Genomic DNA, 24,283 nt, shown 5'->3' on the forward strand with positions numbered 1-24,283 from the left:
AGGGACCCATTTAACTGATATTGGCAGGAGGCCAGATATGTTAGAAGTATTGATGGGAAGTGTTCCAAAAAGCACAGGTTGCCCAGACAAGCCTCACTCTTGCCTGAGCCCTGCGCAGAACCCTCTGGCGGATGCAGGAACCTATATTCCCCGTCAGGAGGCCGGAAGCAATGCTATACCTTTCTCCAGACCTCTCTCTGAACACCAGGTCACTCAATCTAACCCCACCGCATTCATCGGAAAAACGTCCATTTCTGCGCCTGATATTGATGACGAGAATGAAGTCTTTGAGGATGCCGACGACAACCCGGACTGGATGAAAGATTACGATACCAGAATGGCGGAAACTGCAAATCCCCCTCCCATCCCCCAAAAGGATCACTGGCAATTCTCGGCTCACGACCGGGAAACCCTGATTCGTGAGTATCCCGACTTGCTGGACAGGTTCAGACAAGAAGGTATGGCTGCTGAAATCATCTCTATGTTGCATCCCTATGGCATTCTCGAACGGATTCTGGATGAGTGCCCGCAAAGCGGTTTTGCCCTGTTACAACAGAGATTGCTGGCACTGGCTGAGGACATAGAAAAAAACTGGTGGGGCATCACTTCCAGCAGACCGGAAGCCAGAAAGCAGCTGGAGGCTTTATTCGACCTGTTAGCAGCTCATGATTACCATGCTCTGCTTGAAAAGTTACTTGAATTTGAAACACAGCATGGCAAGACACCTTTTTACCTTGGGCTTCAAGAGTGCTTCGTGCAAAAGGTAAAGACCGACCCCTTCAAACCAGAGAATGCCGGCGCCAACCCAGCTGCCGGAACCTTGAAAAAAATGAACGCTCAAAAAGCCCTGAAGGGACTCTATTTTCCACCACCCGGTGACTGGAACAACCGCTCACAGTTAACCGGAACAATGATTTGGAAAATACCACAAGTTGTTCACGAACTGCTGCTGGATCGTTGCAGCGCTGATATTAATGAAGCACGAAACAAGATGCGCTCCGGACAGTGGCAAAGTCGTCAGCAACTGCAGTTTTTATCAAACCGTCTCAAGTGCCTTGCCGAGATGCCCTGCACGCCCGAAAAACTGACGGACTTCATTGAAAACCCCGATCATAAAGAGGTTCAGGACTTTCTGGAAATGGAATGCCGAAAGCTCTACTTCGAACAGCGCTACCAACACTTAATGTCGATAGAGTTATCGGAACTCTCCATCGACGAGCTGAATGAAACAGAGCAGCAGGTTGGCCATATGCTGGCGATGGAAAAGCATGAGGAAATACCTGCTGACATGCTGACACAGTTAGAGCATTTCCATCACGCCATTCAACTGGTTCGTTTTATGAAACTGGAGCTGGAAATTCCAGTTTCAGAACGGATCTTTATGCTCAAGCCCCCTGCCACCCGGCATCTCATGCACAAGCTGAATAACTGCAGGCATAAGGACGATGCAGAAATAAAGCTGTATCACGCCATCCAGCAATACAGTGATCACCTGCAGGCTTATCATAAAAACCCAAGCTACTCATCCATAGTCGCTTATCAGCAGAAACATCATGACCTCAGGCTGGCTCAGGAAGAGCAGTTGATGGCAGAGACCAGAGCCTTGATAGAACACCCTCAAATGCCTCCCGTTATGAGTTCCGGTGATTATCAGGAAAACCTGCAACTACTGAAAGTGATGGATCAGGCACTGCAGGAAACTGCCCCGGTCAGGCCCGTCAATTCGGGCGAAGAAGCGATGATGGCGGTGGGGTATCAGATCATCTGGCCTCATAGAAAATCCTTTGATGACAAACTGGCCGAACTTCAGCACCTTAAAGATCTGAAAGCCGTTGGCTACTCGTTCAGTGAAGAGCTTCTGAAAACCTGCGAGGCCATTCCCGGTTCTACCACTGGTATTATTAACCGAGTGTCCAATATTGTGCAGCCCACCGCGACCACGCTTCAGGACTGGTATAGCGGTAAAGGCAGTGCCTGGAGTGTACTGACCGGAGTACAAGGCAGTTACACAGAGTTGGAAAAGCAGGCCTGTGAGACACTTTCGGGCGTAGTGGCAATCGCCCAGAGTCATCCACGAATGTTCCGTCGTCTGGTCGGAGACTCTGTCCAGACTATTGAGCAGTTAAAAATACTGGTGGGCGCCGGCAATTCAGGACTGGTTTCACAACTTCAGGCAAGAATGTCGGCTGAATCAGCAGCCTCCTGCTTTGCAGGAGATAAAGCCGTTAATGAAACATTCGACCCTACAGACAGCTATGCCAACCACCCTGAACAGGCGGCATTGTTAAAACGGTTCCAATTTCTGCTGCAGGTATCAGACCTGGCCCTGAAAGGCTCTATCGCCCTGAACTTCTTTGCCGACCTTGCCAATCATACGGCAGGTTCCAGACTGGGTAATCTTCTCGGACTGACAGCAGGCGCCCTGATTGCCGGACCCGCAGGTGGCGTAATGGGCTGGACCGTTGGCGGACTGGCTGGAGCGGTTGCTACCGCAACAACTCATGCAACGGGAGCCGTTGCGATCCGTGAAGGCGTCAATCAACTGGATGGTCGTCAGGTTCGAGTCCTGAATCGTTTGATCAACTATGGACCAGCCTTTGCCAACACATCCAGCCCCACGGATCAGCTGGCACAGATTGCCAGAGGCGTTTCTAAAGAGGGCGGTCTGGCCAAAAGCTTCTGTAACATCTACTTCAACCCCTTTCGAGTCCGTTACAACCGACTGACAGAAGCGATCCATGCCTACAACAAAAAGGAAGCCGGAGCCTTTGGTCGGCTCGCCGCTGAAGGTGCCAAATGCCTGGTCGTTCTGGGTGGCTCAGTCACAACCGGAGCTCTGGTAGCTGGTGGCGCTTTCTACGGGAGCCTTCTGAGTGCGGCATTATGGCCCATAGTCGCCTCCAGCTTCGAACTGATTGTCACGACATTGACTGTCGGCAGCGTCATCAGTCGACTATCTAACTCTCTGGATCATGTCGAAGCCCTGGTTTATACGTACAAAGACGGCCTTCACTATTACCAGATGCTGTTGCCGGAAGGCTCCGATGAAAGAGCCCGTATTGAAGCGCATTGCATGGAATCATCAAAACGGATGATGGCTAAAATGACCGCCCAGAGCTCGTTCAAGCAATACCTGCGGGAAACCATCACCGCCGAAGTAGCCAATACTTACTGGCAGCCATGGTGTCAAACCGAAGAGGACAAACATCTGGTTGATAGCGTTAACGCCGGGGTGGAAATGGAAGTCAGCGAATTAGCTGACTCCAGGAAAGAACTGGCAGAAAGCATTCTGAAAAACCAGAAAGCCCTGATGATCCTCCAAAGCTATAAAGACAGGATCGATACCCTGACCAAAGATCACAAAGCCTTTAACACCTTCAGAAGAAAACTCAGGGAATTGGGGCTTCATCCTCCGGAGATCAGCCGTGGCATTGGTTATTACATTCAGGATCAATTACTGGAGATTCCTCTGGCCATCAACCGCCATTGTGGTACCCCCACCCCCGGCACCACCCTGCCAGCCATTGAGAAGACTCTGGAAGACACTTTGAGGCAAACGATAAGGGGTCACTATTTGCTGAAAATGGCTGCTCTTGGCAGACAGGTCAAAAGGGTTTTAGACGAGGATGGTAGTGTTTCGCACCGATCTCTCAGTCGTGATGACCTGCTGACCATCAAAAACCATGTCATGAGTGAGTTGCATAATCGTCTGGAGAAGGACATTTCATCGGCGGCGCTGGAGCGACTGCAGCTGGCGGTTCACACGGCCGCAAAAAGCGTTGAGGACGACTTTGGCAAGGGTCGAAAAGTCAACCTTAAACAGATGAGTACAGCACTGGCCAACCGGCTGGAAGATCAGGGTCGGACCATGCAAGACGTTGAAAGGCTCAGGGTTGCCCGTTTCCGACAGCAACTGAAAGAGAACCCTGATTTTCAGAATATGACCGAAGAAGAGCAGGCTCTGATTATTGATCAGGCTGTTATTGCCCTGCCCGGAGAATCAACCCGGGCCTTCACCTGAGAAATACCCGGGCGTGCTCACTGACATCGTCAGTGATTCTGCGGTGCCTGGTTTCAAGCTCTGCCCGATGCAAGTCTGGATCAAAGGGATCGGTATGTTTGGCCGTTTTATGGGTAAAGTCCTGCAGACTCAGAACATTTTCTCTGGCACCGCTCAGTCCACTGTCAAGCATGAAATGATCACCGACTGCAGTTTCACCAGCTGCCGTCACCGCCAACTGGTGTCCATGGGCTTCACTGATCGCAAAATTTTGCTCGCGCCGTTGATGCCGCGCAAACAAGACTGAAGTAAACTGGTGATTGATTTTGTCCGATGTAGCCCCTATTGACCCGGACTGATCAATTCCATGATAGTGGGCAACCGCCTGCAACCAGGCTTTGTGAACCACCTTTTTGACACTCTCCAGGGCTTTTTTTGTAGCCCGTTGATAAGCCTCTTCTGAATTGCCGGGACCCGATCCTGAAGTCGAGCTCTTCAGTAACTGATCCCTGATGTCTCGCTTCAGTTTGTGACAATACTGATTTAAGGGATCTGGCAACTCCATACCAATGTAAACCAGATTCTTGCTCTCTAAACAGCGGGTCTGCATACCCTGATCCAGTGTCCGGCGCTCCAATTCTTCCAGGTCCTTTCGGAAGACGACGTTCCTTATGGGGTCATCAGACTCTTTTAACATCTGCAACTCCTGGTAAAGCTGTTCCTTGAAGTGCTGATGAAAATCTTTGTTGAAGACCACCGTCTTCCTGAAATCCTGAAAGGTATTCAGCTCCTGGTTGGGTAATTCCTCACCCTGTTTACCTTCCCAGCTGCAGGCAGTGTATGACCTGCCATAGTTGCCCATGCCATCCTTCAGGAACTTGTTTCCGAGCCGGCTATTTTTCCCGCTGGCACAAATGATCATATCCACAGGTCGGTGCACAACCGCTTCCTCAAGGGTGTCATGCTTTGCCCCGGCCTGTTGCGCCGCGTCATAAGCAGGGTTATAACGTGCTCTGACCTTGTAGCCCTGCTCTCCCGACTCAACGCCCTCCAGCTCAAAAGCAGTCATCCTTTCCAGACTGGCAGGCCCGTCACCCTCATGGGTTTGATTATTCCTTTGCCTCAACTCGTTCAATCGATCCTGCAAGACTTCTTCCAGATGCTGAATCGCTATCTCGCCAAGACCATCGGAACGAACAATGCCCTTGCTTTCCTCACCTTCACCAAAGAGCTCATAGTAGTGCTCACCCAGATAAAACTTCAGCATATCCATCCATTTGAGATCCAGCCTGACCACCTGACCCTTGTCGTATTCAGTACTTCTGTTATCAAAGACGGAAACATCGGCACCGGCTTCGAATTGTGACAAGGCCAGAGCCAACCCGGTGGGACCCGCCCCTTCAATCGCTACCCGGGGGTGAGTTCTGGCATCATCATGCTGCTTAATCAACCAGTCGAGCTGCGCCAGATCAATCTCCTGCCCCCTCAAAGTGCCGATTTCCTGAATCTTTAACAGCTTGGTGAGAGTGTCCTGCTGACCTGGCCATTGTTCAGGCTGCGAGAGTATGCTCAGTTCCCATCGTCTGCCCGCTGTCAACTGGATATCCAACAGTGCTCGTCGTGATTCTGCTATCAGCTGCCCCTCTTCTTTGGTCAGGTTTTCACCGGCTTTCAGGCGTTCTCTGATGTTATCTACATCTAACCTGGTGACTTCAGCACTCAGTTGATTCAATGCTTTTCTCACCTTGGCTTTATCCGCAGATAACTGTCGCTTCAGATAAGAAAATTCGCTGCGACGATTGACTTCAATTTTCAGTTTCGGATAACGCTTCAGGTCTTGAATAAGACGGTAGTCTTTTTCCAGTACTAAATTTCGTGGGTCGCTGTGAATGGAAGACTCTGCGCTTGCAGCACTCAAAAATATTTGTTTTACCACTGTGCGGAGGGGCAACTCATGGTCTGGAATTATAAAACTATTTGATTCCTCACCCCAGATAGACAATAAATCGTCATACTCATCCTGCGACAGCCGTTCGGGCAACGAATGAAGCGTTTCCCGAATCACCTCTTCGACCAGACACCGAAAATCCCCTGATTGAGCGCTACCAGCAAAATGCCGCTCCAACCTGCCAAGATCCTGCTGCAGCTTGCTGTCATTCGATATTCGACCTGGTTTGAGGAGTGAAGCCTTATAGATGCCTTTAACGGCCTCACGAGCATCGTGTAGAGATACCGCTGGAATCTTGTCGATCAGTGCTGGCAGGGATTTTATTCCCTCTTCCGCCTCACTGAGCATCGTGTTTATGTTCTCAGACCTCAAAACAGCGTGGAGAATTCTACCCCGTATGCTTTCTCTTTCCGAACGGCTGAAACCCGGAATAACCCCACCAGACACATCATCTACCAGACGTTTTCTGTCCTGTTTACTAAGCTCCCCACCCTCAATAGCCTTCATCACCTGGTCATGCAACAAAACCTTTGCTTCACGCTCACGGGCCCTTTGCGCTTTTGCGCTGCGAGTAGGAGAAAAAAAGGCAATCAGCCTTTTGAAGAGGTTTCCACGGGGTTTGACACTGATGACCTTTCTCCCCCTGAAACTAGCGGAAGTGTCCTGCCCTGGTGCCCCCGACTCGCTAATCACTTCAAGCCGGGCTGTTTTTCGTTGTCTGCAAAACGTCTCAAGCTTCCCAACATTGTCCATTAAATCAGCGTACTGAGAACTCGCTTGTGTTCGTCCACCTGCACCTCCAACGCTCATAGTTACAGGCCTCCCTGCCTGAGTGATTAAACAAATACAACGATGAACAAATAATTCCGTTATTGATCAATGCAACCGTCAAAATCAGGTCTTCAGTTGCGACCCAGGAACGCTTTGCCTCGCTGAATCACAAAGTCAGCGGTTCTCCGCTGCCTTTGCTCAAGCTCTTCCCGGTGCAGCAACCTATCAGAAGGATTGACATCATTGGCCGTTTTTTGGGTAAATTCCTGCAATTGCAAAACATGTTCTCTGGCTCCGGTCAGCCCACTGTAACTCATAAAATGAGGGCTGACTGCGGCATCACCGGCTACTGTTACTGTTAATTCATGTCCGTCTGCCTGCCTGGTTACAACACTTTTCTCAACCCTGTGTTGCTGCACCGAAAAGGCCGAAGCAAACTTGTGATTGATTTTGTCCGATGTAGCGCCCAGTGATCTGGAGTCGTCGATTCCGTAATAATGGGCAACCGCCTGGAACCAGGCTTTTTGAACTGCCTTGACAGCCTCTCTGGCTTTTTTCTCAGCCTGTTTATCAGCCTCTTCCGGATTAATAATACCCGATCCCGGAGTCACACTGACCGACAGATTCCGCTTAATTTTCCCCTCCAGTTTTTTACAATACTGACCAAAGTGCTTTGGCAACTCCATGCCAATGTAAACCAGATTCTTGTTCTCAAAACAGCGAGTCTGCATAACCCGATTCATAGTCTTGAACTCAAGCTCCAGCAGATCCTTAGGGTCGACGACACCCTTTATTGAGTCAGCAGGTTCTGATAAAAGAAGCAGCTCTTTGGAAAGGCTCTCCCTGAAGTGCTCATGAAATTCCTTGTCAAAAACCACCATCTCCCTGAAATCCTGAAACCTGTCCAGCTTCTGGCTGGGTAACTCTGCACCTTTTTTACCTTCCCAGCTACAGACACCGTAAGGCTCGGCACGGACAAGCACTTTGTCCTCCATGAACTTGCCTCGCAGCTGGGTGTTTTTACCTCCAGCACAGATCAGTATATCTACAGGCCGATACTTGACCGCTTCCTCCGGAGTGTGATCTTTTGCCCTGCCCCGTTGCGCCACATCATATTCGGGATTATAACGAGCCCTGACTTTGAAACCCTCCTCCCCCGACTCTACCTCTTCAAGCTCATAGGCAGCCATTCTTTCCAGACTGAGAGGCTGGTCAGTCTCACTGGTCTTATCATAATTCCTGCCCATCAGCTCAGTCAGTCGGTCGTGTAATGCTTCCTCTAACCGATGAATGGTTATCTCGCCAAAGCCATCGGGACGAATGATGCCCTTGCTTTCTTCACCTGCACCAAAAAGCTCGTAATAATGCTCACCCAGATAAAACTTCAGCATATCCAACCATTTGGGGTCCAGCCTGACCACCTGAACTCTGTCGTATTCAGTACTTCTCTTCTCAAAGATGGCAACATTGGCACCGGCTTCGAACTGTGACAAGGCCAACGTCAGCCCTGTGGGGCCGGCTCCTTCAATAGCTACCCGAGGATGAGTTCTGGCCTCATCATGCTGCCTGATCAGCCAGTCGAGCTGCGCCAGATCAACCTCTTCTCCCCTCAGAGTACCGATTTCCTGAATCTTCAATAGTTTTTCGTGTTCCTCCTCCTGAGCTATCCAGATGTCAGGCTGCAGGAGCATTGCCATGTCCCACCGCCTGCCCGCCGTCAACTGAATATCCAGCAGTACACGTCTTGATTCCGCTATCAGCTCTCTTTCTTCTCTGGTCAACGCCTCACCAGCTTTCAAGCGTTCTCTGATGGCTTCTACATCTAACCGGGTTACTTCATCACTCAAACGCTCCAGCTCCGCTGTCACCTGAGCTTTATCTTGAGCTAACTGCATGATCAACTGCTGAATCCTGTCAAGACCGAATCGCGATTCGAGTTCAGGATCACGGCGCATTGCGTCAATAAAGCGAGCAGTTTTCTCCTGCACCAACTCTCGTGGGTGGCCGTGAATAGAAGGTTCTTTGCGGGTGACATTAGTGAACGTTTTATCGATAACTCTAGCCAGGGCCCTGTCACGGTTTGTATCAGGAAAGTGACTCCAGTTAGCCAATAACTGCGAATATTCATCGTCTGACAGGCGTTCAGGCAAAGAGTGTATAACCTCCTCAATGACCTCATTGACCAAATGCCGAAAGCCATCTAACTGGCGGGTAACTTTAAAATGCTCTTCCAGCTTGGCAATATCCTGATGCAGTCTGCTGTTAACCGGTATTCGCTCAGGGGCAAGGAGCAAAGTCGTGTAATAACCTTTAATAGCCTCGCGGGCATCATAGAGAGAGACGGACGAAATGGTGTCAATCAGTTTTGGAAAGGCTTTTACTCCGTCTTCTGCCTCATTGAGCATCATTCCTATGGATTCAGGTCCCTGAAACACGTTGAGGCTTTCGAGGTGGCTGAGAGTTTTTTCTCTCATCCCTTGCCTCTCCTCTTGGCTGAACCCGGGGATAACACCAGTGGCAACAGCATTGATAAGACGGTTTCTATCCTGTGTATCCAGATGTTTGTCACGAAGCGCCATCAAGACCTGGTCGTGCAACACAGCCTCGGCATCTCTTTTTTGTATGGCTCTGATCTCTCTTACTGACTTTCTGAGAGTAAAAAAGTCAAGCAGCCTTTTGAACAGGTTCTTACGGGGTTTAACCTTGACAACCTTTCTCCCTCTGAAAGTCGTCAAAGAGCCCTGCTCTGTTGTCTCAGGACATTCAGTCACTTCAATCCGGCCCACTCCTCCTTTTTTATGAATCGCCTCAAGCTCTGAGACATTTTTCATTAAATCAGCGAACTGAGAACCCGATCCTGGTCCACCCGTGCCTTCTATATTCACTGCTCCTGGCCTCCATGTCTGAGTGATAGATCATACACGACGATAAAATAATATTTCTGGTATAGGTCTCACTTAATCATTCACTTAATAGTTTGTACCGGTAGGCTGCTGGCCTGAGCCAGCCCCATCAGCTCCCGATTGGCCACAGTAAACATCACCATTTCGTGCACACTGGCATTACGAATTTCGGATAACATAGCCTGCCAGCGAGCCACCAGCCCCTGGTGCTGCACCATCCATTCATCCAGCTTCAGAGTAAGGTCTTCCTCTTCACTGCCGGTATTGAGTAATGCAACCGTCAAAGCGATCTGCTGCCAGGTCAACTCGTCACGAATACTATTACGGGCTAATGACTGCCAGTGATTGGTCACCTCTATATTGCCCAACTGTACGCTGTACCAGTTCAGCTCCAGCCGCTCACCCACTGCAAAGTAAGTCCGGGCGACCTTTTCTATAGGTTGCCCGGTCTGATCGGCGGCCTGAATAATTGACAGGGCACTCAACAGGTGTCTCAGGCTACAAACGACTTTGGCCAGATTTTTTGGCACCTGATGACTGTTCATCTCAGCCATTTTGCTATCCAGCTCTTCTCTCTCGGACTCACTGAGGTATTCAGTAAACGACTCGATAAAGCTACTGATCAGTGGACCAAAATGTTCAATACACTCTGCTGCTACCAGATCCTGACGTTTGAGCTGGATAAACCAGCGGCTGGCACGACGGGTCAGTTTGATCAGCGACACCATCATTTGCTGCTGCAGACTGCTGGGAATCTGGTTATCCATATTTTCGATGGCCTGCCAGTAATCAGAGATACCGAAAACCTCCCGACTGACCATAAAGGCCCGGGCAATCTCCGCCGCACTGGCACCGGTGGTCTGATGAACCCTGAGCACGTGAGTGATCCCCATCATGTCAATCATATGATTGGCTGTCTGGGTTGCTACAATTTCCCTTCTCAGACGGTGTTGATCAATCTGTTCTGAAAACTTTTCTACCAGAGTATCAGGGAAAGAGGTATGCAACTCACGGGTCATGTAGGGCTCATCAATCACATCCGAACTGATCAGTGCTTCCTTGAGGTCCGCTTTACTGTATGAGATCAGCAACGACAATTCCGGACGGGTTAACCCCTGACCCGCTGACAACCGTTCTGCAAGGGCTTCATTATCAGGCAGGAACTCAATAGACCGGTCAAGTTTGCCTTCCCCTTCCAGGTACTCCATGAAGCGTCGGTATTCATCCATGCGATTACGGACTTCTAATTCTGCCAGGGAAAGCGCCTGAGTCTGGCGATAGTTATTGGAAAGAACCAGTCTGGAAACATCGTCGGTCATGTGTTCCAGTAATGCATTGCGCTGTTTCACGGTCATGTCACCACTGGCGACAATATCGTTGAGAAGAATCTTGATATTTACTTCGTGGTCAGAGCAGTCAACCCCGCCAGAATTATCAATAAAGTCTGTATTCAGTGCGCCACCCTGCAGGGAATACTCAACCCTTCCCAACTGGCTGAGACCCAGATTACCACCTTCACCTACCACTTTGGCCCTGAGCTCACAGCCATTGATACGCAGTGGGTCATTAGCCTTGTCACCGACATCGGCATGACTTTCATTAATGGCTTTCACATAGGTGCCAATACCACCATTCCAGATCAAATCGACGGGAGCCCTTAACAGCGAACGTATCAATTCATTAGGCGTCATTCGGCCTGCTTTGATATCAAAGCGCTCCTTCATTTCGTTTGATATCGTTACGGACTTGGCGTTGCGGGAGAAGATCCCACCGCCCTTGGAAATCAGAGACTTGTCATAATCCTGCCAGCTGGAACGGGGAAGATTAAATAACCTCAGCCGTTCAAGATAACTGCGATTTACATCAGGGTTTGGATCCACAAATATGTGTTGATGGTTGAAGGCAGCGACCATTTCCAACGTTTCAGAAGAGAGCATACCGTTACCAAAAACATCCCCGGACATATCCCCGACGCCAATGACCGAGATGGGATCTTCCTGAACATTCACTCCCCGCTCACGGAAATGACGCTGTACCGAAACCCAGGCCCCTTTTGCAGTAATACCCATTTTCTTATGGTCATAACCGACACTGCCTCCGGAGGCAAAAGCATCGCCCAGCCAGAAGTCGTATTCGTGAGCAATTTCATTGGCAACGTCTGAGAAAGTGGCGGTTCCCTTATCAGCTGCCACCACCAGGTAAGTATCATCATCGTCATAAAATACGACAGACTTCGGATGGATAACATCGGATTCAGAAAGATTATCAGTGATATCCAACAAAGCACGAATAAACGTCTGATAACAGGCCACCCCTTCTTCCATGATGGCTTCCCGATGACCATCTACCGGCAGCTGTTTGGCAACAAAACCTCCTTTGGCACCCACCGGAACAATCAGGGCATTTTTGACCTGCTGAGCCTTGACCAGACCTAGAACCTCAGTCCGGTAATCTTCCACCCGGTCAGACCATCGCAGCCCTCCCCGCGCGACTTTGCCACCCCGGAGGTGGATACCTTCTACCCTGGGCGAGTAAACAAAAATTTCGTAAAGTGGCGTCGGCTTTGGAATATCAGGAATTTCCCGTGGTGACAATTTATAGGAAATATACGACTTTGTATTACCATCAGAATCAAGCTGGTAGAAATTGGTTCTCAGGGTGGCCATGATCACACTCTGAAAACGGCGAACAATCTGGTCTTCAGTGAGCACCGTCACCTGATCCAGAGTCTCAAGAATCCCTTGCTGAATCTGCTGCTGTCGTCCAAGCCGTTGGGAGTTGGACAGAGACAACTCTGGGTTAAAGCGTGTTTCGAACAACGCCACCAGCATGCGAGTAATTTCTATATTGTTGCATAAGGTTTCAGCAATATAAGTTTGACTGAACCCCATCCGAATCTGTTTGATGTACCGGGAATAGGATCGCAGCATGGCTACCTGACGCCAGCTCATACCACAAGCCAGCACCAGCAGATTAAACCGGTCATTCTCAGCTTCCCCGAACCAGACCTTTTCAAATGCCTCCTTGAAGGTCGTGTCAACTTTCTGGATATCCATCGACTTTTGTGGGTCATAGCACAACAGGAAGTCATGAATCCAGATGAGCTGACCATCGCTCTTGCGAATCAGGTAGGGATACTCAGCCAGCACCCTCAGCCCCAGGTTCTCAATAATCGGGATCTGGTCAGCCAGTGGCAGTGGTTCGATATAGTGATACAGCTTGAAATGAATACGGCCAGGCTCATCGTCCAGAGAGCGGTAGAATCCCATAGACAGTGATGATTTTTCATTGATGCGCTCAAAGTGTTCAACATCAACAACCGCTGACTCTGGCGAAAATGCCTCTTTGTAACCGGCAGAAAATCCTGAGGCATATCTGGCAACCAGTTGATTGCCCTTGGCTTCGCCATTGGATTCCAGAAGCGCTGAACGAAACTCATCAATCCAGGAGCGGGTGGCCAGGGTCAGCTCATCATTGATCGCCTCCAGATCATACTCAATTCGCCCACGCAGCTTGAATATAAAATGCACCCTGGCCAGAACAGACTCGGAAAAATACGTGGTGAACTCCGAGTCAACCGCACAGAGCCGCTGGCAGAGAATCTCTTCCATCTTGAGCCGCAGGCTGGTGCTATAGACATCTCGGGGGACAAACACCAGTGCGGAACAAAAAGTGCCATAAGGATCCTGACGGATATAGATCCGGATCTTCTTGCGCTCCTGAATCCTGAGGATAGACATTGCCGTGGTGAACAGTTGCTCTCTGGGTGTCTGAAACAGTTCATCACGGGGGAAAACTTCCAGAACCTGTTCCAGATCCTTGCCATGATGGCTCTTTGGATCCAGTCCGGAGCGCTCAATAACCTCACGGGCCTTGTGATTGATATAAGGTATCGAGAAAGGACTCTGACGATAAACCGGAGAGGTATACAGCCCGACAATCCTGGCTTCACCCACTACCGAACCGTCCTCTGCAAATTGCCTCACAGTAATGAAGTCAGGATAGGCGGGACGATGAACGCTGGATCGAACGGCTGCCTTGGAGAAGGAAAGCCAGTCTTTCTGTTCAAAGAAATCTTTTTCTACAAAAGGTTCCAGTTCGAGCTGACCGATTTCCCCCTTGTGGGTGGTTCTCAAAAGTCCCAACAATGAATCGGAAGGACGAATAATCTGTCGCTGACCTTCACTTTCTGACACTTTGAGCTCTTCGTAACCAAGAAACGTGAAGTTGTTGTTTAACAGCCAGTTCAGAAACTCCTTAACCTGCTCTGCCTGCCCCCCGACCATAGAGCTTGCCAACTGTTCGACACGACTCGAAATAGACCGGTAGTCTTCAACCACCCTGGCCACATCAGCCATCACTGCGGCCACCTGCTCGGCGATGACCTCAAGCTCTTCTTCATTATCCTGGCGATCAATCTCTACGAAGATAATCGCTTCCCTGTGAACCGTAGCCTCGGTGTTCATATCAAACACCAGATTAAACTGGCTGTCCCTGCGGTTATGAATGACGGTATTGCGCAGGTTATGTATGGTCAGGCCACGCTCATTCAATTTCATTCTGAGGGAGTCCACCAGGAAAGGCATATCCCGGTGAATCAGTCTGAGTATGGTATGGGTTGAGTGCCAGCCGTGATGGGGATAATCCGGATTCAATACCTCTATTTCCGGACGCTCAGGATCATGGTGCTGGATAAACTTCCAGAACGAAAGGGTTGAACCCAGAAGGTCCCGACGCCGGCATTTGTTCAACTCCCGTCGGATATCCATGAAATAGTACTGATATACAAACTCACGAAGAGCTTCTTTCTGCTGTTCGGGTATCTGGGGGCTTAACTCCTCAATAATTTTGTCCAAATACTCCTTTCGTTCCAAAGTCTCGTGATGACCCATGCTGGCATCTCCGGTTAAGAAAAATGTATTGCCAAGGCCCGTTGACATCCTTGTCAGCCTGATAATGACTATGTCAACAGCTTCTGAATAATAGCGGTTCCGTTCGAGAAATCTTTTGGCAGGGATGGGCACAATGAACAGGTTTATAGCCTGAAAGGAAACTTTTCAGGGAAAGACGCTGTCTAAAGTGAATTCACCCGACCTGTTACTAACTTATCGGCCTTTGCACTCTTATAAAAGAGTCTTGAGTCTCTCTGTCCAGAATTCGAAAAGAAGTTGTCAGATAACGGACAGCTTCCCATGGACGACTAGACCTGAGCGGCTACTGAACCTATATTACAAATTCTCTACCTGACTGTAGGTAAAGACCGTGGGCTTTGCCCAACCGGACTCTCAACATGGACAATGATGGATGGACCCAGCGATGAAGCCGAATGCAACAGGTAGAACAGGGTGAACCGAACCGGCTAACACTATCAAAGCCTTATAGAGGCATCTTATAAAAGCAAGATGAATAAGATATCTGTTGTCGCTGTTCGGATACGGTAACGAACTCATATAATCACAGGCAGCTGTCAGGCATGTCCACCGCTCAGCCGCCAGAAGCTATCCGGGATTCAAGATTCTATGTCTAACAATTCAGTATTGAATGAACTCAGGCAGTACCTGTGTAACAGTATTATCGGACAGGAGCATCTGGTAGACCGTTTATTGATCACCCTGCTGGCCGATGGACACTTGTTGGTCGAAGGCGCCCCGGGCCTGGCAAAAACCCGGGCCGTCAAGGCCCTGGCCGACGGTCTGGAGGCTGGATTCCACCGTATCCAGTTCACACCGGACCTGCTGCCGGCAGACGTTACCGGTACCGATATTTATACCCCTGAAGACGGCAGCTTCCACTTCCAGCCTGGTCCTATCTTTCAGAATCTGGTGTTGGCCGATGAGATCAATCGCTCTCCGGCCAAAGTCCAATCCGCTTTGCTGGAAGCCATGGCTGAGCGCCAGGTCAGCGTGGGTCGAAAAACCTATCCACTCCCTAAAGTATTCATGGTTATGGCCACTCAGAACCCGATTGAACAGGAAGGTACTTACCCTCTACCGGAAGCCCAGCTGGACCGCTTCCTGATGCACGTCCGGGTCAGTTACCCCGATGTAGAGTCCGAGCGGCAGATTCTCAGGCTCGCCCGCGGTGAAGCCATGAAGCAGTCTCCGGTAAAACCGGTTACGCCCGTGAGCCAGGCTGACGTTCTGGCCGCGAGACAGGAAACCCTGGCCGTTCACATGGAGCCTGTGGTTGAGGAATACATCGTTCAGCTGATCAATGCCACCCGTCACCCGGCCCTCTACAATGATCGTCTGGGTGAATACCTCGATTACGGTGCCAGTCCCCGTGGTACGATTGCCCTGGATCGCTGTGCCCGCGCCAGAGCCTGGCTGAACGACAGGGATTTTGTCAGCCCGGATGACGTACAGGCGGTTGCCCACGATGTCCTTCGGCACCGTCTTCTGCTGAGTTTTGAGGCAGAGGCCGAAGGAAAAGACGCTGATTACATCATTGATCAGTTACTGAATCTGGTTCCTGTTGCCTGAGCCAGGAGCAAAGAATGAGTGGAGCATACTCGCAACTAAAAGAACTGGTCGGCCTGCGTTTTCAGGCCAGGGAACTGGCCATTTTCCGTCAAAGCCACGCCCGCAGTTTGCTGGCAGGTACAGGCTATTCGCCTTTCAAAGGCAGAGGAATCGACTTTGAGGAAGTGCGGGCTTATCAACCTGGTGACGACATCCGGTCCATTGACTGGCGCGTCACAGCACGCAGGATGAAACCTCATACCAAACTTTTCAGGGAAGAACGAGAACGCCCGGTTCTGGTTCTGGTTGACCAGAGTCATTCGATGTTTTTTGGCAGTCAGTTGAACTTCAAGTCTGTCACTGCTGTCGAAGCCGGTGCTCTGCTGGCCTGGGCCACTCTCCAGCACAGTGACCGTATCGGAGGTTTGATTTTTGATGAACAGGGACTCAGTGAGATTCGTCCCAAGCGTTCCAAAAAAACCCTGATGCACCTGCTCAACAAGCTTGAACATCATAATAGAAGCCTGAAGGCTGAAACCATCCCTCACCAACCACAGGACAACTATCTGGGCAGAGCATTGCGACACGCTCGCAGGGTGGCTCATCCGGGTACTCATATTTTCGTAATCAGTGATTTTCAGCAGCTTGACGAAGAAGGCTTTCGCCATCTTTCCCGGCTTTCAGGGCATTGTGAGTTAATGGCCATACAAGTGACAGATCCGCTGGAATCTGAGTTACCCAGACCCGGACGCTACGACATTACCAATGGCATGCATCAGCAAACCATCAACACCCGCTCCAGACACCTTCGCCAGGAATACCGATCCCGGCATCATCGTTTTCAGAACTCTCTGAAAAACCAGCTTGCCAGTCTCAAGGTGCCGCTACTGGAGCTTGGGGCTGATCAGGATACAGGCTCACAACTTCAAGCCTGGTTTGGCTCCCGTATAACCCCCCGGAGGTCGGTATGACACCCAATCCTCTGGATCAACTCCGACCCAATCGTCTACCCGACCCGGTCAGTTTCTGGCCGCTGGCTCCCGGCTGGTGGCTATCCGCCGTTTTGATAATAGTGGTTGTCACCCTGACGACCTTATTTGTGGTTCGCTACATTCGTCGAAATCGTTACCGCAGGCAGGCACGCAAACAGGCCCATATTATTTTCAGCGCCTATCAGAATCACCAGAATTCACTGCAGTTTGCTAACGACTGCAACCGTTTACTAAAACAGACAGCACTGCATGCCTACCCGGCCGAAAAGGTTGCTTCTCTTCACGGGACCCCCTGGCTGGAGTTTCTCTCCCGAAAGAGTGGCATCCTTGCATTCAGCGGGGAACCCGGACAGTCTCTGGGCGACGCCCGTTTTCAAAAAATGCCTGTGGCAAACGAAATGTCCACAGAAAAAGAAACGTCCACCGCGAAAGACAAATCAGAGGTTGATGTGAACCAGCTCCATAAACTGACAGTCCGCTGGATCAGGAAACACCATGCTTGAGTTGCAATGGCCCTGGATGTTACTGGCCGCCCCCCTGCCCTGGCTGGTTTATCGTTTTGTAAGCCCCGCCCCCCGTGCCGCTGGTGCAGCTTTAAGGGTCCCTTTTTATCGAGATCTGGCCGATATTGCCGGTGAGCATTCTGAGCACCGGGAAACACTTAAGCGTTGGCAGAGCCTGACCCCCTGGCTGATCTGGATGCTGCTGGTGCTCGCCGCTTCAAGACCGGTCTGGCTGGGAGAAACGGTTCAAATAGAGAGATCAGGAAGAGATTTGATGATCGCCGTCGACCTCTCCGGCAGTATGGAAATCGCCGACATGGAACTGAATGGCCAGGCAGTGAATCGTCTGGTGGTGACCAAACACGTCCTCAACGACTTTATTGACCAACGCAAAGGGGACCGACTTGGGCTGATTCTATTTGGAACCCAGGCCTACCTGCAGGCACCTCTTACCTTTGACCTGAAAACCATTGGCACTCTCATGGATGAATCTACGATTGGCATGGCAGGCAACAAAACCGCCATTGGTGATGCCCTGGGTCTGGCAGTAAAGCATCTTCGTAAACGTCCCCAGGACAGCAGGATTCTCATACTAATGACCGATGGTGCCAACACTGCTGGAGAGATTACGCCTGTTCAGGCTGCAAAGCTGGCCGCTTCAGAAAACATTCGCATTTATACCATTGGCCTGGGAGCGGATGAAATGATTCAGCCAGGCCTCTTTGGTTCATCCATCGGCGCACGTCGAATCAACCCTTCTGAAGACCTGGACGAAAAAACCCTGAAAGAAATTGCAGAGCTCACGGGTGGACAGTATTTCCGGGCAAAAAATACCGAAGGGCTTGAAAAAATATACGACGAACTCGACAACCTGGAGCCTGTAAAGCAGAACAAAGAACGCTTCAGGCCCAGCATAGCGCTGTTTTTCTGGCCTCTGGCACTGGCCCTGATTCTCAGCCTGATTATGGCAACACTGAGAGTCTTTCCTGAAGCATCTATTAGCCAGACAGGGAGGAATCGCCAGTGAATGCGTTTATCAGTCAATTCCATTTTCTACGCCCACTGTGGTTGCTGGCCTTCATCCCGTGTCTGATTCTGCTGATCGCTCTCTGGCGTCAACAGCTGCAGTCCGGAGACTGGAAACGGGTTATCGCCCCTGAATTGTTGCAACACCTTTTGCAGGGTCGCAATAAGAAACAGAACCGACTCCCAGTCTACCTGCTTCTGGCAGGCTGGACACTGGCTGTTCTGGCACTGGCAGGCCCAACCTGGCAAAAAATCCCCACTCCTGTCAACAAGAGCCTTCAGCCCATGGTAGTCGTGGTGGATATGTCCCACAAAATGTTTGCTAAAGACGTTACACCCAATCGACTTTCCAGAGTTCGTTACAAACTGCTGGACCTGTTTAAAATGCGTAAGGACGGGCTTTCAGCTCTGGTGGCCTACGCAGGCTCAGCCCACACTGCGGCGCCCTTAACAGACGACAATCGTACTTTAGCCAATCTGGTTCCGGCGCTGAGCCCCCAGATCATGCCGGAACAGGGAGATAATGCCCTGAAGGGCCTTGAGGAGGCCGTTGAATTACTCAAGCAGGGGGCAGGAGAAGCGGGCGATATCCTCCTGATTACCGACCAGGTTCCAGATACGCAGGTCAGCGAGATACGCTCACTGCTGAAGGATAGCGGCAGCACTCTCTCAATTCTGGGCATTGGCAGCGAGGAAGGCGCTCCCATCAGCCTGCCCGAAGGCGGCTTCCTTAAAGACAAACAAGGCACCATTATTATTCCGAAGAAGGAACGTCAGCAACTGCGTCAGCTTGCACAATCGACGGGTGGCGTTTATGCCGACATGACTCTGGATGATAGTGATTTGCAAGCCGTTCTGCCAAAAGCGGGACTGAATGACAACTCAGTCAGAGTTGAGAGTCAGTTTGACCAATGGCAGGATGTCGGCTTCTGGTTGGTACTGCTGATTTTGCCTCTGGCAATGGCCGGTTTCAGAAAAGGCTGGTTAACTATCTTTCTGGTGGCAGCGATACTCCCCTCGCCCCCGGCACAAGCTTTGGAATGGCATAGTCTCTGGCAAAACAGCAACCAACAGGCTATGGAAGAACTCAACAACAAAAAGCCCGAACAGGCCGCTGAAAAATTCACCCAACCGGACTGGAAAGCTGAAGCTCTCTATCAGGCAGGTATGTACGAAGAAGCAGCCACTGAGTTTGCCCGTTCCGATACCGCTGACGGCTTTTACAATCAGGGCAATGCTCTTTCCCGAGCCGGTAAACTCGATGAAGCGGTAGCAGCCTACAACAGAGCCCTTGAGCTAAACCCTGCCATGGAAGATGCCGCCGCCAATAAAAAGCTGATTGAAGAACTGATAAAGCAGCAACAGCAACAGGGCCAGAACAACAACCAACAGCAGAATCAACAGAATCAACAGAATCAGCAGAATCAGCAGAATCAGCAGAATCAGCAGAATCAGCAGAATCAGCAGAATCAGCAGAATCAGCAGAATCAACAGAATCAACAGAATCAGCAGAATCAGCAGAATCAGCAGAATCAGCAGAATCAGCAGAATCAGCAGAATCAGCAGAATCAGCAGAATCAGCAGAATCAGCAGAATCAGCAAAAAGATCAGAGCCAGCAGGGTCAGAGTCAACAGAACCCGCAACAAAACTCTGATAATCAACAACAAAGTTCCGACAAGGGTCAGGAAAATCAGCAACAGCAGAACTCTGGTCAACAGAATAAGGAACAAGAACAATCTTCTCAATCCCAGCCAGGCCAACAGCAACAGGAAGATCAGAAAGAACGCTCATACTCTGGTCAGCAGGATCAGGAGTCTGAACAACAGAATCCAGCTGAGAGCAAGCAACAACAAGCCAGTGCCGGAGAGCCTCAGGAACAGGGTGATCAGGCGCAGCAAGCACTGCGATATCCTGAAGAACAGCAAACCACCAGCCCGGACCAGCAAGCCATTGAAAATTGGTTAAAAACCATACCGGACGACCCCGGTGGCCTACTCAGGCGCAAATTCCTTCAACAACAGAGAGAGCAAAAAAGACAACAGGAGCAGTCATGGTGAAGTCAATTTTTTTCAAACTCAGTAAAGTACTGATCCTGCTGACAGGGTTGTTTCTCACTGCACAGGGGATGGCTGCACTGACTGCCTCTGTTGACCGGACTCATCTGGCAGAATACGAGACTCTGGAACTCACCCTCAGAACAGACAGTGATACCAGTGCTGCCCCCGATTTGTCACCCTTGGAAAATGACTTTGACATACTGGGGACCCGCCAAAGTCGTCAGGTTCGAATTATTAACGGTAAAAATGAATCCTGGCGTGACTGGATTATCACGCTGTCACCTAAAAAGTCCGGTCGTTTGCTGATACCCAGCCTGCAATTAGAAGGTATGACTTCAAAAGCTATTCGATTGGAAGTATCCAACACGCCCACTGAACAAAAAGCCGGATCAGGTGGGATCGGCCCGGTTTTCATCCGAACTGAAATCAGTAATGAAACACCTTATGTTCAGGAAGAAGTGATCCTGACCCTGAAGATTTACTATCGGGTCCAGCTTTACGACGACCGTCGACTTTCACCCGTAAATATCGACGGTGCTATTGTGCAACAACTGGGGGAAACCCGGAACTATGATACGGTTATGGACGGTACCCGATACGGTGTCTTTGAACTGAACTTCTCGATTCATCCGCAAAAACCAGGTCCGATGGACATTCCGGGCCTGACTTTTTCAGCCACCATGCCAGACCGCCGGGATACTTTTGGCAGTATTTTTTCAATGAGTGGCAAGCCCGTTGCAGCCCGATCTGCTGAAATCACCCTCAATGTCCAGCAACAACCAGACAGCTTTAAAGGTCCGGTCTGGCTGCCTGCCCGAAAACTGACCCTGACCGATGGCTGGAGTGCACCACTGGACAAGGTCAAAGTGGGCGACGCCATCACTCGAACCATTGTTGTGGAAGCTGAAGGACTCACCGGTGTTCAGTTGCCTGCCATTACTATGCCCAGACTCGAGGGCATCAACACTTACCCGGACAAGTCTGCGACCGATGACAAGGCGACAGACACGGGTGTTATTGGCAGCCGAATAGAAGCCATCGCCCTGATTCCAACCCGTCCCGGAAAAATTGAACTCCCTCCGTTGCATTATCAATGGTTTGATACCAAAACCCGGACCGAGAAAGTCGCTACCATTCCTGCCAAAACCATTACCGTGCTGCCGTCGGAAAACGGCGAAGTATTAACAACGACTCCAGACATTCCAACCCGGACTACCGAAAAGAATGAAGAAACAGTTTGTCCACCAGTGGTTGCCAATCTCACCACACAAGGACCAGGCTGGCTTTGGCCTTCTTTATCTGCCTTGTTTGGATTACTCTGGCTGATCACTTTATTGGCATTATGGCGATGCCGGTCTTCCCGAAAACCAGCGATTGAGTCTTCTGCCACCAGGGAACCTCAGGGATTCAATGAGAAAGAAGCCTGGCAAAAATTTGAAAATGCCTGCAATGCCGATGACCTGATTCAGATCCGCCGATGTTTTATTGAATGGGTTCAAGCTCTGTCTGGCAACTCAGGATTGTCGACCATGGACAGGTGTTTGAAAAAACTCAACAGTGATCCATTAGTGGCTTCGTTCAACCAGCTTGAAGCCAGTCTCTATTCAGGTCATGAACAAAAGCTCGATACAAGGGAGCTGATAATGTTGTGCACGCAACTGCGTAAAGAGCAAAAGAGCAGCGAACCAAACAATGGCCTTAACAGTCTTTATCCGGGCCAGTAATTCTGAGCTCTGAAAACTCTTGTCGGCCGGGTGATTCTGGCCGCGTGAGTGAAAGCGATGAATCATTCATGCAAAGTTTATTAATTTGGACCTTGTTACCACAACAGGCGGTTACAACATGGCTGCCATCGCCACTGAAGCTGGCGAAAATGATCCAATAATCATGAAGAATGGTGGCTTTTTCGACCCATGATCCGTCAGCCTTCTGGCCAAAGATTCTCACCGTCTTACTCTCTTCACAGGCGGTTACCAAATGGTAACCATCGGGGCTGAAGGTGGCTGAGATGACCGGACCTTTATGGGAAAAGTTGGCTTTTTCGACCCATACTCCGTCAGCCTTCTGACCATAGATTTTCACCGAGCCATCCACACATGCCGTCACCACATGGCGACCATCGGGGCTGAAAATGGCTAAGATGACAGCGTCATCATGATTAATAGTACGCTCTAGTTCCCATGATCCGTCGTCTTTCTGACCACAGATTAGCGCAATGTCATCATCACTGGCCGTCACCAGGTAGCGGCCATTGGGGCTGAAGGCCGCTGTGTTGACATGGTCACCATGGGAAATGCTGTCTTCGTCTTCTTTTCCCCATGATCCATCGTCCTTCCGACAATAGATCTGCACCGTGTTATCGTCACTGGCTGTCAACACACGGCGGCTATCAGCACTAAAGATGGCTGAGTTGACAGTGTCATCATGATCAATGGTGACTTCTGACTCCCATGATCCGTAAACGATTTTCACCCTGTCATCAAGACCGATGGTCAACAGATAACGGTTATCGGGGCTAAAGATGGCTGACGCCACCCAGCCTTCATGGCAAATGGTGACTTTTTCTTCCCATGATCCATCGTCCTTCTGGCCATAGATTTTCGCCGTTTTATCACTACTGGAGGTCATCACATAACGGCTATCAGAGCTGAAGGTGGCGGTGTTGACATAGTGATGATGGTAAATGATGGCTTCTTCTTCCCATGAGCCATTGCTCTTCAGACCATAGATTTTCGCTTTGCCACCTTTACTGGCAGTCACCACATAGCGACTATCTGGGCTGAAGGTGGCTGAGATGACTGTACTTTTATGGGAAATGACGGCTTTTTTGTCCCATGATCCATCAGCCTTCTGACTATAAATTTTCGCCGTATTATCTCTACTGGCGGTCACAAGATGACGACTATCGGGACTGAACGTAGCTGAATGAACCTCATCATCATGAGAAATGGTGAGTTTTTCTTCCCATATTCCATTAGCCTTCTGACCGTAGACTTTTGCCGTTCCATCAAGACTGGCCGTCAGCAGATAGCGGACATTGGCACTGAATTTGGCTGAGACAACATAATGACGATGAACAATGGTGGCTTTTGGCTCCAAATTAAACGTTTCACACTGAGACATCAGTCGTGCTCTGGTGAAATAGAATAGTGCAGGAAAATGATCACTCTCCCGGAGTTCTATAAGTGATTTGACTAATGCTTCATCCTTCGTGAACGGTCGTAGCCTGTTATGGAGTTGTTCTTCATCCTCTGTAGGAAGGGCTATCTTTAGTTGATATCGGTGCTCTGGAGTAAACTGGTGATACCAGGCCTCTGCCAGAGCATGATTACTTTTAACAACCTTGTGTAAGTGAGTTGATACCTGTTGTAAACGGGTAATATCCCGAAACTCCAACAAGCGAATAATTTTGAGGGTTAACTCCTCGGATAAATCCTGCAATAAGACTGTTTTCTTTATCTCGGTACCAGGTATAGCGATGGATCTACCCAAACTGGCACCCGATGGTTCTTCCTCCAATCGTGCGTGCTTGGTTGGGGGTATGGATGAACCAACCATGTCCGATTTATTAGTTGTAGAATGCACTTGTGGTTCCTCCTAAATGACTATTTCAGGACATTT

Annotated in this window: 11 protein-coding genes; 7 read left to right on the forward strand and 4 right to left on the reverse strand. The window is 50.0% G+C overall.

The features are described from left to right. Positions 1 to 37: 37 nt before the first annotated feature. Positions 38 to 4,021: a hypothetical protein gene (locus tag ACOJUN_RS24045; protein ID WP_422134369.1), complete on the forward strand. Its 3,984-nt coding sequence runs from the start codon at positions 38 to 40 to the stop codon at positions 4,019 to 4,021. Here ACOJUN_RS24045 and ACOJUN_RS24050 read toward each other — a convergent pair. The 3 genes from ACOJUN_RS24050 to ACOJUN_RS24060 all read right to left on the reverse strand — a co-directional run bounded on the left by ACOJUN_RS24050 (position 4,014) and on the right by ACOJUN_RS24060 (position 14,562). Next, positions 4,014 to 6,758: a hypothetical protein gene (locus ACOJUN_RS24050; protein WP_422134370.1), complete on the reverse strand. Its 2,745-nt coding sequence runs from the start codon at positions 6,756 to 6,758 to the stop codon at positions 4,014 to 4,016. The genes ACOJUN_RS24045 and ACOJUN_RS24050 overlap by 8 nt on opposite strands. A 92-nt stretch (positions 6,759 to 6,850) precedes the next feature. Next, on the reverse strand, positions 6,851 to 9,550 hold the full coding sequence (locus ACOJUN_RS24055) for a hypothetical protein (RefSeq protein ID WP_422134371.1): 2,700 nt from the start codon (positions 9,548 to 9,550) through the stop codon (positions 6,851 to 6,853). Between the two features lie 134 nt (positions 9,551 to 9,684). Beyond that, on the reverse strand, positions 9,685 to 14,562 hold the full coding sequence (locus tag ACOJUN_RS24060) for an NAD-glutamate dehydrogenase (protein WP_422134372.1): 4,878 nt from the start codon (positions 14,560 to 14,562) through the stop codon (positions 9,685 to 9,687). A gap of 579 nt (positions 14,563 to 15,141) precedes the next feature. On the opposite strand from ACOJUN_RS24060, the gene ACOJUN_RS24065 reads away from it, so the two are divergent. Genes ACOJUN_RS24065 through ACOJUN_RS24090 form a run of 6 tightly spaced genes read left to right on the forward strand, consistent with a single transcriptional unit; the run spans position 15,142 to position 22,386 of the window. Further along, entirely contained in the window at positions 15,142 to 16,104 is a 963-nt protein-coding gene (locus ACOJUN_RS24065) for an AAA family ATPase (protein ID WP_422134373.1), read from the forward strand. A 14-nt stretch (positions 16,105 to 16,118) separates the two neighbouring features. Next, positions 16,119 to 17,054, forward strand: coding sequence for a DUF58 domain-containing protein (locus ACOJUN_RS24070; protein WP_422134374.1), 936 nt, complete (start codon positions 16,119 to 16,121; stop codon positions 17,052 to 17,054). Next, complete coding sequence (locus tag ACOJUN_RS24075) at positions 17,051 to 17,578, forward strand: DUF4381 domain-containing protein (protein ID WP_422134375.1); 528 nt, start codon at positions 17,051 to 17,053, stop codon at positions 17,576 to 17,578. The genes ACOJUN_RS24070 and ACOJUN_RS24075 overlap by 4 nt, the downstream gene beginning before the upstream one ends. Continuing rightward, a complete protein-coding gene (locus ACOJUN_RS24080) occupies positions 17,571 to 18,605 on the forward strand; it encodes a vWA domain-containing protein (protein ID WP_422134376.1) in 1,035 nt (344 codons plus the stop codon). The genes ACOJUN_RS24075 and ACOJUN_RS24080 overlap by 8 nt, the downstream gene beginning before the upstream one ends. After that, a complete protein-coding gene (locus tag ACOJUN_RS24085) occupies positions 18,602 to 20,662 on the forward strand; it encodes a VWA domain-containing protein (protein ID WP_422134377.1) in 2,061 nt (686 codons plus the stop codon). The genes ACOJUN_RS24080 and ACOJUN_RS24085 overlap by 4 nt, the downstream gene beginning before the upstream one ends. Beyond that, complete coding sequence (locus ACOJUN_RS24090; RefSeq protein ID WP_422134378.1) at positions 20,656 to 22,386, forward strand: BatD family protein; 1,731 nt, start codon at positions 20,656 to 20,658, stop codon at positions 22,384 to 22,386. The genes ACOJUN_RS24085 and ACOJUN_RS24090 overlap by 7 nt, the downstream gene beginning before the upstream one ends. Here the strand turns inward: ACOJUN_RS24090 and ACOJUN_RS24095 are convergent. After that, positions 22,361 to 24,247 (reverse strand): F-box/WD repeat-containing protein, encoded by a 1,887-nt coding sequence (locus ACOJUN_RS24095; protein WP_422134379.1) that lies wholly within the window; start codon positions 24,245 to 24,247, stop codon positions 22,361 to 22,363. The two genes, ACOJUN_RS24090 and ACOJUN_RS24095, sit on opposite strands and share 26 nt — an antisense overlap. Between the last annotated feature and the right edge of the window lie 36 nt (positions 24,248 to 24,283).

Source organism: Endozoicomonas sp. ALD040, from assembly GCF_049275945.1.
In the GTDB taxonomy this organism is placed as follows: domain Bacteria; phylum Pseudomonadota; class Gammaproteobacteria; order Pseudomonadales; family Endozoicomonadaceae; genus Endozoicomonas_A.

Coding starts and splice junctions, on each gene's coding strand:
- ACOJUN_RS24045 (WP_422134369.1), top strand. CDS start 38: ATGTTAGAAGTATTGATGGGAAGTGTTCCAAAAAGCACAGGTTGCCCA.
- ACOJUN_RS24050 (WP_422134370.1), bottom strand. CDS start 6,758: ATGAGCGTTGGAGGTGCAGGTGGACGAACACAAGCGAGTTCTCAGTAC.
- ACOJUN_RS24055 (WP_422134371.1), bottom strand. CDS start 9,550: ATGAAAAATGTCTCAGAGCTTGAGGCGATTCATAAAAAAGGAGGAGTG.
- ACOJUN_RS24060 (WP_422134372.1), bottom strand. CDS start 14,562: ATGTCAACGGGCCTTGGCAATACATTTTTCTTAACCGGAGATGCCAGC.
- ACOJUN_RS24065 (WP_422134373.1), top strand. CDS start 15,142: ATGTCTAACAATTCAGTATTGAATGAACTCAGGCAGTACCTGTGTAAC.
- ACOJUN_RS24070 (WP_422134374.1), top strand. CDS start 16,119: ATGAGTGGAGCATACTCGCAACTAAAAGAACTGGTCGGCCTGCGTTTT.
- ACOJUN_RS24075 (WP_422134375.1), top strand. CDS start 17,051: ATGACACCCAATCCTCTGGATCAACTCCGACCCAATCGTCTACCCGAC.
- ACOJUN_RS24080 (WP_422134376.1), top strand. CDS start 17,571: ATGCTTGAGTTGCAATGGCCCTGGATGTTACTGGCCGCCCCCCTGCCC.
- ACOJUN_RS24090 (WP_422134378.1), top strand. CDS start 20,656: ATGGTGAAGTCAATTTTTTTCAAACTCAGTAAAGTACTGATCCTGCTG.